Here is an 11,512-nt window from a genome sequence, read left to right as displayed (position 1 = left end):
ACTAGTGAAGAACCACATCATACAATCAAGGAGGAACCATGATGATCGACAATTTGGAAAGCGACTATAACTGCGCGAAAGCCAGCGACGATCTCCATCAGCTAAAGCAAGAACTTGCCGCTCTGCGGGAACAAGGTGCTGAAGACCAAGAAACACAGGAACAACTCAACCGATTGGAGAATCAAATCTCCTTCATTATGAACAAGTGCGATATTAACCATTAACGTTCAATCCAACCTCTTCTTAGAGATCCCTCCATGATTAAAAAAACCCGTATCCGTGAAGGATACGAGTTTTTTTTATTTCGCTATTACTCCCCAATCTGCTTGATTAATGTCTTCATAGGATCAATCGGACGATTCGCGTCATATGGATAGCGATTTAATACCTGAAGCAGTAATTGATGCAGCTTTGCGTTTTCGTTCACCTTCGTGAGAAGGAACTCCATCTTGGCAATCAGCTCCTTATATTCAGGGATGTTCCCCGGTGAATACACCTCAAACTCAAAGAACGAGTTGCCGAAGACGGTTGCCCTCTTCACGCCTTGGAACTTCACATATCGGGCTTGCTTAGTGTCGAACTCCAGAATGTCCAGTGTTCCCTTAGACTCTATGACGCCGCCTTCGCCGGAAATATTCTCCCAGTTCGTCTTGTCATCCGACACCAGAATCTGATACTTCTCCGCGTAAGCGCCCTGCCACTTTATAGTGACTTTATTTATTTCCTTGTTCTCTCCTAGATCCACAAGAAACCAGGCATCATCCACGTACGCACTGGACCAGCGGGTGGATTCATTGCCATCCACGGCCATATCAGGAGAATAATACGGAAATTCCGTTTCCGAGGACTCCGCCGACTTGTGAAGCGCAAGATTTTCCGTGCTCAACAGCTCGATCGCTTTGTTGTGGATGACAACATTATCCAGTACACCCTTAAACGCGTTCGTCTCGCTGCCGATTCGCAGTGTAGGCAGGACGAGCGTGTGCATTTTCGGATATTGCATTTCCAGCCGTTCCACATATTCGTCAAGATTGACGAACAGCGATACGCCTTTGTCATCGCCTTTCAGCAAAATATGCGTCCACTTATCTTCCGGGACAACATAGTTAAAGGTACTGTCATAATGCTCCTTGGTAAATCCGAGCTTTCCTGTCTTACCTTGCTTCAGCTTCAAAGTTCCTGCAGGCGATTCCATCAATACGGCATCATCGGGATTGTTCTTGTCGGGCTTAATCCACATGGAAGCGGTCCACCCGAACCCAATCGCATCCACCGGCGTTTCGACATAACTCTTTCCTCCATTGAAGCGAACACCCTGCTGGTACTTGCCGTCCGTTATATCGACATTGACGCCTTTTCCGTCAAAGCCGTTGCCTGAATCATCTTTGAAGCCTTGATCGAACAAATATTTCATGACCAGATGATCTTGATTGTTCACTGTAATTTTGTGAGAACGGTCAGCATTCGGCGCATCGCCAAGAATCTTCGTCCGCTGTTCAAATTGGGAGAAGGACTTGTCGTCTCTCGTCCCGGTCCACATCTTCTCTGCGACCACCTGGATTCCAGGCATTAAACGGATATGCGCATCATCCATGGATACGCCGTTCGCATCCGACACGTCGTTCCACATCGAGAACATGCCGCCCTTCACGCGCGGATGGCCAAGCGGCAGCGTTGTGTTCTCCCATTTGTTCGGCTCCCACTCGTTATATAGGAATTGCGAGTTCAAGTAATTCCCATAGAGCGTAGGCACGATATACAAAAAGACATTTTGGGAGTTGATGACGTCATAACCGAGATCCACGGCCTGCTGCGGTGCACCATACGGTTCATACCAGATTCCCATCGTTGCATCATTACTGATCGGTGTGGTCCCGTTGTACATGGTCAAGCCTCCCCACATAATCGGATGCTTGCCCTTGCTATTGATATGCTTCACAAGGGTGTCCATGTACCAACGGAATCGCTCGATATCCGGTCCCCAGTATTCATCCGTGCCGATGTGCACTTCAGGCCCGACAAAGGTCGGATCGCTTCCATCCAAGTATTCATTGAACAAGCTTTTGACAAATTCCACCGTTTCGGGCTTGGAAATATCCAATCCCCGCTCATCCCCGAGTGCCGGATTATAGGAAGTGAATGCGCGGGAATGTCCAGGCGTATCAATTTCCGGAACCACGTTGATGCCATAATCCATAGCCATCAATTGCAGCTCCTTGAATTCTTGCTTCGTGTAGTGCCCGTTCCCGCTTGCAAGTCCGGGATACATGGTGCTCTCCAAGCGATATGCTGCCGTCGTTCCATCCGCGAACGGAGTCCCTACATCATCGTTCAAGTGGATTTGGAACATATTCATTTTGTACCAAGACAACTGCTTTACATAGTCCCGCAGGAAATCGATCGTAAAATATTTGCGGGCAACGTCGATCATAAGTCCCCGCTTCTCATACTTCGGGTAATCCCTCGCCTCCCCGCGCGGAATCGTGCGATCCTCGTTCTGCTTGATGATTTGGAGCGCCGTTCTCGTGCCGAAGAAGGATCCTGTCGCCGAAGATGAGGTAATTGAAACGTACTCGCTCACCTTGAACACATTCCCTTCATCCCCAAGCCAGGACAAGGACGGATCAATAGCTAGGTAGAGATCACCGGATCGCGGCTGCCCTGCTGTCACTTCCAGCTCATAACCTGTGAGATCCAACAGATCATCGCGTGTGATCTCCGCAGCCTTGCGCAATACCGATTCATCCTTCGGATCCACCACAATGCGCGAGGATTCGGTTAATGTGTAATTGCCAGAGTCTCCATACCACTCACGCAGCGAAGGGATGACATCCGGCTCGGCATTGCGATCCGGTGTTTGCTCATGGAAGCCCGGAACGATGACGGTCATATTGTCCGACAGCAGTTTCCGATCCGGTTGGTTCAGATCCTCCACTTGGATGATCAGATTCACCTTGGCATCTACAAGCGGGGTACGGATATTTCCTTCAAGGTCAATGACAGGGAGCCTGTCGCTTCCATATACACTCACGCTGTATCCATCCGGCACCTCTGCTGCAGACCAATCCAGCTTGGTTTGTCCGGCTTGCACGTTCAGAACACCAGCAACCCTATCGATCACAGATTGCAAATCATTCAACTGATACACTTCAAATTCATAAAAGGAATAGCCATACAGCGTTCCTTCGACAGGCGCTCGCTTAACGCCCTGGAATTTCACGTAACGAGCCTCAAGCGAAGGGAAATCGACGGTTTCCACGCCCCCCTTGCATTGGATAATTCCGTCATTGTCCTTGACATTGACCCAGGTCTGAGCGTCATCCGACACAAGAATCTTGTATGTATCGGCTGGAGTTTGCCAGCGAATGACCACCCGGTCGAACGATTTCTTCTCGCCCAGATCAACATAGAACCACTGATCGTCTTCTATAGCCGAGGACCATCTTGTATTGCCCTTGCCGTCAACCGCCAAGCCAGGCGTCAAATAATCCACTTCATTACCCGATGAAAATGCTGGAGCATTCAGGGCGAGATTCGTCCCGCTGAATGTTGCCTCTGCAAGGAGCCGAGCCGCTTCATCATCTGATTGCCCATTGGTCATTATATTGCCGTCCTTGTCATACACGACTTCTGTAACGCTTGGTGGCGTGTCATTCTTGTTCTCAGGAAAGGTTATAATGGCGTCAGGATCGCTGATTTCAACATTCCCGCTCTCCTGTTTCGTCTTCGCCTGTGCGCTAGCAGGTTGAACTGCCACAAATGCCGAAGTTATTCCTACAACTAAACTCAACAACAGACAAACGATCTTGATATAAACGGTTTTCTTCATCAGTTCCCTCCATATTATCTAGTATTGAAATACACGGATTAACTCTGAATTCACCCCTCCTTTTCAAATGCGCAACCCACAAAGTAAACGCTTACTTCATATAAACATTTCTATAATATTACAAAAGGGTGCAAGTAGGAAGAAATTTTTTCCTAAATGCACCCTATTTCACTCAAAAAATTGTATTTTTGTATTCTGTACCAATTAAAATCTTAATATGGTTATTCTTCTTACTTTTTGACTGCCGTTTTAGCCATTTTAATCAGGTCTTCTTCTGTCAATGGATTACCCGGATTGGTTGAGATGCTGAATGACTTGCCATTTTCGTTCCAGGAAAGCGTGTTGATTATAAATTCCTTACCAAGCTTGGGATGTTTCTTTTTCACTTCCTCAGCGGTTATATAGGTATACCCTTTCTGCTTCTTATCTTTCGGATCAAGTCGTGTGCTTTGGAATTTAACATAATCGGTTCCGTTCTTATATTGTAATGAAATCATGCTTGATTTCGTCCAATTCACTTTTTTTGAATGAACTTGCTTTTTCAGCTTTTTAGCTTCTGCCTTCAATTCATTATGATATTCGGTGCTGTATGGACCGAGTATTTCCCCCGATACAAAGCGATAATTCTCTGGCAGTTTATTTGGCTCTTTCAGTACCGCTTCTTTTAAAGTAGAGGCTTTCTTCCAATAATCATCATAGGTAGTGTACTCTGGATGAATGTTCCCCATAGCGAACGTCTCTAGACCTTTTCTATTGGTCAGTTCATTGCTTACGTATACCATATAAGAGTCATCCGGATTCTCCTTAAGCAATTTACTAATTCTGGCTATTTCCTCCTTTTCCAATTGTGCCACTTTGCTCACAGCGGCTGCCGTGCTTGCAGGTTTCCCTGGTGCTGCCTCCGCAGCAGCATTCATGGCGCCCAGCATCAATACACCGCTTAGCGCAGCAACCGTTATTTTCATACTTTTGTTCATAGGTCATTTCTCCTTGTGGTTTCTTTTTTCAATGTATATAACAATACCGAACAAGGCTTTTGTGACATTGACACCTAGCTAAATAGTCGAATGTAAACGGACTGTATAATAGTTAGGTAGCCGGGTTTACCTACTCGTTCTCGAAAAAAATAAATAAAAAAAACCGAACCTTTTTTTGATAGAGAGACAATATAGTGTGTAAGCTGCTTACCTAGGAGGGCCCTCTGAATGCAAAGTGAATAAATGTTAAAAGCTATTGAACCAAAAGTATTACAAGTTATTGAACACAAAACGGTAACATCATCGAAGAAATAACGAGTTGATGGGGCTAAAGCGTTGAATAATACTACGAAAGAGATTCATAAATCGTAACTCATTTATCAAACAAAAAGCCGGATTCCTTAAAGTAGGAAAATCCGGCTTTTTAACTATTGATCCATCCTGAGCGTAAATTTTCGTTAAATTGTTGGCGGTACTCCTTTTACTAAAGACGAATTCACTCTACTCCGTCGGACATGATCGGTTAAAGTTCTTCCGGATCTATAAACTTCACCTCTGGATACATGTCGCTCGGTCCCTGAAGCAGATTGCCACTTGTTCCTTTCAGCTGCTTATTAAAGAAATCGAGTACATATTGATTTACGATGTTTGATCCTCTTTTACCATTGATATCTCCTGTTATCCCCGTCAGTTTAATCAACTCTGAATAGAATTGAAGGTCCGTGAAATTGAAATGTTGGGTTCCTTCTACATAAATCACATTTCCCCCATGATTGATTACATTTTTCATAATGTGCAGCTCATCTGAAAGAGATTTAGTTACTTCGTCATCCGAATTTCTATCAATTTCAAAATTGGCTAACCAGTCTTCAAAACTTCCCGATCTGATGAACATAAACGGCTTGTTTATATCATCTCTATTTTCCACTTCATATAGTGACCCGTCCATATTAATCCCGGCCTTGACTCTATGATCTAAATAAGTTGTATTAAATGCCGTTGCACCCCCAAAAGAATGCCCCATTACGCCTAAGTTATTTAAATCTATTTTCCCTTTAAATTGACTTTCAATTGCACCTGAATTTAGCTTTTCAATTTGATCGATTACAAACTCCACGTCTTGTGTCCATATATTTCCTATTTCCCTGCGATCTTCTACGGTGGTCATCTTAGTTTTATAGTCCGTTACACGGCCATCCGGAAAAATGGTAGCAAAGGTGCTATACGTATGATCAATTGTGACCACGATAAACCCATGACTGGCCAGATTCTCGGCCTGTGATGCATGTAGAACTTTACTGGTTCCCATACCATGAGATAGCAGTACCAAAGGATAAAGACTTGTAGAAGGTAATATTTCTACATTTTCATAAGAGTTGGTTCTATTATACTTCCAGTAATCGAGCACAAAGTCGGGCAGCTTTAAAGAAGTAGAGAAGCTCTGAATAAACTTTTTGAACATTTCTTTATCATTTGGAAAAAGAGTTCCACGCTTGTTGTTATTCCTATTTTCAGTAGGGTACCAAACTTGAACCATTAGCTCCCTCTTATCGCTTTGATCTTCAGTTAAGACTTCATCTCTGTTCTGATCTGTAAAATGAAATGTTTGAGTACCCACTTTCTCTGGACCTTCAAGCTTCGGCAAATCAAAGACTGGCAAGTATACAGCCAAGCCGGTAGATACAACAAGTAAAATGACGATTAGGGAAGATAAACTATACTTCAACAGCTTCCCTATTTTTAGATTCACCATCTTACCTGAATGTCTCAATAAAACGATGAGTATGAATAGCGCCGTCATAATATATACCAAAAGTAACTGCCATCTGTATCCCTCAACAAACAATTGAACTAATAATATAACGCTACTTCCTATACCCACACCCAATCCTGTTTTCTTTGCACTTCTTTTCATAAACAATAGATCTACGAGTAAAGCGAAACAGGATAGAACTAAAAGTACTTCAAATAATCTCATTTTGAATTCCTCTCTGTCATCACGGTTGTCAGCCGAATTGCACATACTATGGAAATACCGCACCACAGAACGGCTTTTCATATTCATTTATACACATTTGGGAAATCACGAGTAGACTTTTACAGGATATTTACTTCGCTTCGTTCATGAATGCTCTAACGTCTTCAGCTATTTCTTTAAATAATGTATGGTGTAAATAATGTTCGCCATCCATTGTTATTACTTTTCCATGTACCGAGTCTTTGATCTGTCCTTCGTGCAAAGGTATCCATCCTTCTACGCCTGTATTATTCGCCTGTATAAGGAGAAGAAGTGGAAGATCTTTAGGGAATGTTAAACCTTGAGCCCCTTTGAAATTGGAAGAAATATGGTCCATCTCATTCAACATCGTGGAACTATTTGAGTTTTTATTCGACAGCATTTTCATCTGCTCTACAGTGTGGTCATCAAATGGGAGTCCGGTATAAGGGTCACTACCAAATTTGACCGCCAATCTTTGGAGACCTGATTTTTTAAGAAATGCGAACGTTTTTAATGGGAATTTAACATCCATACCCGGTTGTGTTGGTACACTGCTATCGATTCCGACAAAGGCAGTCACCTCGTTTGGATATTTGTTTACATAATCAATGCCGTAAATGCCTGCAATGGAGTGGCCCATGAGCATGTATTGGTTAATGTTAAGCTGTTGTAGAGCTTCATGAACCTCACTTACGATATTCTCTGTGGTTCGTTCTTTTTCAGTTCCATCACTTAATCCATAACCGAAAGGCTCAACCGCCACAACTTTGTAATATGGAGATAGCTCATCGATGAGCAGCTTGAAATCAAGCGCTGGTGCAGCTGTTCCATAACCTGGCAGAAGCACGATCGTTTCCTTGCCTTCGCCTTGAATGAACACATTCATATTTTTCCCGTCTACAGATACGTGCTGGCCGTAGGGCTCTATCTTTTTCGCCTCCGAATTGCTACTGATCACATTCGTGATATAAACAATACCTAGAAACAGAACAATGGCAATTACGATTGCTCCTAGTATTTTAAGTATCATGTTTCGTACTTTTTTGGCCCTCGATCCATTCTTCGCTTTCTTTACCTCTGTTTGTGTCACTCTCATCTTCTCCTGTCTAGAGCTATTTGATAGGCTTCCTCATTGTCGCTAATGAAATCTTATCCAATGAAGATGTACTCCCCGTGACGTCAATATGAACGGAGTATGAACAAGCAAAAAAATGAATAATTACTGCGACGTCATTGGCGGATAAATTGGCGGGAACACATTATTGAATTTCCTTTATAAATCCCCTGAATCTTTCAGCAATTTCTTTGGCATGGGAACGATACAAATAATGGTTCGCTTCCAGCAGCACCACTTCACCATGTATAGAATCCTTTATTAACTTCTCGTGCTCGGGAATCCATCTGTCCGTTGCCGGGTGATTCTTTTGAATAAAGAAAATAACAGGAAGATTCGGAGGGAAAGTTAGCTGTTCAGCTGCTTTAAAGTTGGAATACATGCTTTCTGCCTCATTTAATTGAGTGGTATTATACATGTTTTTGCGTATCAGAATGTTCAATTGTTCTTTCGTTTGTTCATCATAAGGCAGTCCATCATAAGGGTCAGCACTCAGTTTCAATTGTAATCGGGCGAAACCTAAGTTACGGAACCATTTAATCGGTTGTGTTTCTGACGAATCAATCTTTTGTTCACTTAGCGCTGGAACACTACTATCCAGTCCGACAAATGCACGTACTTCATTAGGATATTTGTTCACATAATCCAGGCTATAGATCCCGGAAATGGAATGGCCCATAAGGATATAACGATCAATATGGAGACTCTGTAAAGCTTCATGAATCTCACTTACGATATTTGCCGTGCTGCGTTCCTTTTCGGTCTGATCGCTCAATCCGTAACCAAAAGGCTCTACGACGACGACTTTATAATGTGGGGATAACTCTGAAATAAGCGGTTTAAAATCAAGTGCTGGCGATGCCGTTCCAAAGCCGGGTAAAATCACGACGGTTTCTTCGCCTTTTCCTTGAATGGTGACATTCATCTGATTCCCATCTACAGATACATGCTGACCATAAGGTTCCAATCTCTTCTGCTCCGAATGACTGCTGATTTTGTTAACGGTATACACGGCGGCAACAAAAAGTAGGATAGCTATAACGATTGCACCTAATACTTTAAGCAAAATGTTTAATACTTTCCTCGATTTGGTTCCACCCCATTTTTTCTTCTCTCTTACTTTTGTCACACACATCTGCTCCTGTCCTCATCTGGTTAATGGCCGTAACAAGCCGTTCATGCAAGCCTAACCAACCAAGATGTCCTCACCATGACGACAACATGAACGGAGTATGAACTAACAAAAAAATGCCACGTTTCACATACAAGAAAGCTTGCATGTGAAACGTGGCATGAAAATACGGTTTAGACAATCCGGATGGACATTCTATACATCTACCTTATCCTGTAAGCCTAATTATTCCGTTGGTGTAGTGATTGGCAACGTGACAATAAAGGTTGTTCCTTGACCTAGTTCACTTTCTACTCGGATGTCCCCTTGATGAAGCGATACGATCTGCTTCACGATGGCAAGTCCCATACCGCTACCGTCATACTTGCGGCTGTGTGAACGATCGGCCTTGAAAAAACGCTCAAATATGCGCTTCTGATCTTCCAGGGGAATACCGATGCCCGTGTCGGATATTCGGACGGTCACGTTTTTGATATCCTGCTGGATGCTGACGTGAATCACGCCGCCATCCTTGGAAAATTTGATGCCATTGCTGAGGATATTCGTCCATACCTGATTCAATTGGTCACGATCAGCCGTTACTTTAACGGTCTGTAAATCAAGCTCAAAATGAATGTTGCGGGCAGACCATTGCGGTTGGAGCGCCACGATGACTCGCCTAATCTGTTCATCAAGACTGACTGTGACGAGCCGCAGTTGCTGTGACTGCGATTCCAGCATACTCAGCTTGAGCAGGCTATCACTCATGGTGGACATCCGCTTCGCTTCAGCGATGATAATATCGAGATACCGGCTTCGTTCTTGATCGGAGAGGTCTACTTGCTTGAGCGCTTGAGCGTAACCGGATATCGAGGTGAGCGGGGACTGTACCTCGTGCGACACGTTCGTTACGAATTCCCTGCGCATCTGCTCAAGTTGCTGGAGATCGTGCATCATGTCTTCGAAACTGCGAGCCAACGTACCTAGCTCACTCGTTTGCTTAATATTCAGCTTGACGTTGAAATCTCCAGCTGCAATACGTTTGGTTGCTTTTGTCAGCTTTTTGATTGGTCTGACCAGGAATACAGAGGCAATAAGAATCAATAAGCTTCCTGCAATCAACGAACAGGTTGCAAAGATCAATCCCCACTTGGCGACAAAAGAGGTAGAAGGTGGAGCGAGCGTCTCCAAAAACATCGCTTTCGTTCCCATTTCTGTTTTAACCGGCAACCCTAAGAGAACCGTAGCAATACCATTCGGCGTGTCTTGAACAACGCCTCCATCGATGACTTTCTTTAACTGCTCCATCGTCACCGTAGCAGGTTTGTGTCCGTTAAGTTTACCGTAAGACTGGAACACTCCCGTTGCTTCGTAAATCCGAATATGATAAGAATCGAGCTGCTTCATTCCACTTACGAACGAGTCCGCTTCACGTAACGGCAGGGTCTTGTAAATCTGCACGATGTCTTGTCCAAAGTTGCGCAAGTTGATTTGAGCGTTTTGGTTCAATTTATCTTCGAATATCCAAGTGGACATAAAAAAAGAAATGATCGTGCCCGCAATGACGGAGACTAGAAATGTCAGGACCACACGGATATATAAAGATCTAATCATTCGTAAACCTCAAGCCGGTAGCCAAGCCCACGAACCGTTTCGATCCGAAAATCAGATGTAGCCGCAAACCGTTCGCGCAAGCGTTTGATATGTACATCTACGGTTCGATCATCTCCAGCATAATCAATCCCCCAAATTTGATCGATCAATTGCTCGCGCGTATAGACTTGTCCGGGTGTACCAGCAAGCTTATACAGCAATTCGAACTCCTTGAGCGGCAGCGTGAGCGCCTCTGTTCCTCTCATCACCTTATAGGTTTGCCGATCAAGTGTAACGCTTCCTAACTGAATCGTCTGTGTAGAGCCGATCCGGTATCGTTTAAGTAATGCTCTCACACGCACCGTTAACTCCAATGGATCGAAAGGTTTGGTCAGGTAATCGTCTGTTCCAAGTTCGAATCCTTTTACCTTCTCCCATGTTTCGCCTCTCGCTGTCAGCATAAGTATCGGAAGATCAGGATTAACTCTTCGGAGCTCTTTGCACAACGTCCAGCCATCCATAATCGGCATCATAATATCGAGCACGACAAGATCAACATGCGTTGAGGCATAGACGTTCATTGCTTCCTTGCCGTCCGCGGCCTCGGCCGTTGTGAATCCGTCGTTCCTTAGAAATAAACAGACGAGTTCGCGAATGTTCGCATCATCGTCAGCAACCAGTATAGTAGGCATCCGTTCCCTCTTTCCCATCTCATATTGAAGTAACCATTTTACTATAAGTATAATGAATCACTCCCATACTACCTAATCATCATACCCGGAATTATCATGGAATGCACCTCGAATGCTTTCTTCCCTGCACAAATCAGCGGCTGCTTCCGTAGAAACAGCCGCTGATTCCATTTCGTTTCAGTTAATTAACAATCTGC

8 protein-coding genes are annotated in these 11,512 nt (G+C 44.0%); 1 reads left to right on the top strand and 7 read right to left on the bottom strand.

Translation table 11 applies throughout. The features are described 5' to 3' along the window. The first annotated feature begins 41 nt into the window (after nt 1-41). Nucleotides 42-224, top strand: coding sequence for a DUF2524 domain-containing protein (locus MKY48_RS15745; RefSeq protein WP_076323398.1), 183 nt, complete (start codon nt 42-44; stop codon nt 222-224). 86 nt (nt 225-310) lie between these two features. On the opposite strand, the gene MKY48_RS15740 is transcribed toward MKY48_RS15745, so the two are convergent. The 7 genes from MKY48_RS15740 to MKY48_RS15710 form a co-directional block, all read right to left on the bottom strand. Next, nucleotides 311-3,829, bottom strand: a complete 3,519-nt coding sequence (locus MKY48_RS15740) for a discoidin domain-containing protein (RefSeq protein WP_339293381.1) — start codon at nt 3,827-3,829, stop codon at nt 311-313. A gap of 230 nt (nt 3,830-4,059) precedes the next feature. Beyond that, nucleotides 4,060-4,806, bottom strand: coding sequence for a hypothetical protein (locus MKY48_RS15735; RefSeq protein WP_339293380.1), 747 nt, complete (start codon nt 4,804-4,806; stop codon nt 4,060-4,062). 523 nt (nt 4,807-5,329) lie between these two features. Beyond that, a complete protein-coding gene (locus MKY48_RS15730) occupies nt 5,330-6,784 on the bottom strand; it encodes an alpha/beta fold hydrolase (RefSeq protein WP_339293379.1) in 1,455 nt (484 codons plus the stop codon). A gap of 130 nt (nt 6,785-6,914) precedes the next feature. Further along, on the bottom strand, nt 6,915-7,895 hold the full coding sequence (locus MKY48_RS15725; RefSeq protein ID WP_339293378.1) for an alpha/beta hydrolase: 981 nt from the start codon (nt 7,893-7,895) through the stop codon (nt 6,915-6,917). 169 nt (nt 7,896-8,064) lie between these two features. Beyond that, nucleotides 8,065-9,048: an alpha/beta hydrolase gene (locus MKY48_RS15720; protein WP_339293377.1), complete on the bottom strand. Its 984-nt coding sequence runs from the start codon at nt 9,046-9,048 to the stop codon at nt 8,065-8,067. Between the two features lie 228 nt (nt 9,049-9,276). Next, nucleotides 9,277-10,644: a HAMP domain-containing sensor histidine kinase gene (locus MKY48_RS15715; protein ID WP_339293376.1), complete on the bottom strand. Its 1,368-nt coding sequence runs from the start codon at nt 10,642-10,644 to the stop codon at nt 9,277-9,279. Then, the gene (locus MKY48_RS15710) at nt 10,641-11,315 is read right to left on the bottom strand and encodes a response regulator transcription factor (protein WP_076323391.1); all 675 of its coding nucleotides are present in this window, start codon (nt 11,313-11,315) and stop codon (nt 10,641-10,643) included. Before MKY48_RS15710 ends, MKY48_RS15715 begins: the two co-directional genes overlap by 4 nt. Nucleotides 11,316-11,512: the final 197 nt, after the last annotated feature.

This window comes from Paenibacillus sp. FSL W8-0187, from assembly GCF_037969755.1.
Taxonomy (GTDB): Bacteria; Bacillota; Bacilli; order Paenibacillales; family Paenibacillaceae; genus Paenibacillus_AQ.
The sequence above is the reverse complement of the archived record's forward strand: the minus strand, read 5'-3'. Positions and strand labels throughout refer to the sequence as shown.

Coding starts and splice junctions, on each gene's coding strand:
- MKY48_RS15745 (WP_076323398.1), top strand. CDS start 42: ATGATCGACAATTTGGAAAGCGACTATAACTGCGCGAAAGCCAGCGAC.
- MKY48_RS15740 (WP_339293381.1), bottom strand. CDS start 3,829: ATGAAGAAAACCGTTTATATCAAGATCGTTTGTCTGTTGTTGAGTTTA.
- MKY48_RS15735 (WP_339293380.1), bottom strand. CDS start 4,806: ATGAACAAAAGTATGAAAATAACGGTTGCTGCGCTAAGCGGTGTATTG.
- MKY48_RS15730 (WP_339293379.1), bottom strand. CDS start 6,784: ATGAGATTATTTGAAGTACTTTTAGTTCTATCCTGTTTCGCTTTACTC.
- MKY48_RS15715 (WP_339293376.1), bottom strand. CDS start 10,644: ATGATTAGATCTTTATATATCCGTGTGGTCCTGACATTTCTAGTCTCC.
- MKY48_RS15710 (WP_076323391.1), bottom strand. CDS start 11,315: ATGCCTACTATACTGGTTGCTGACGATGATGCGAACATTCGCGAACTC.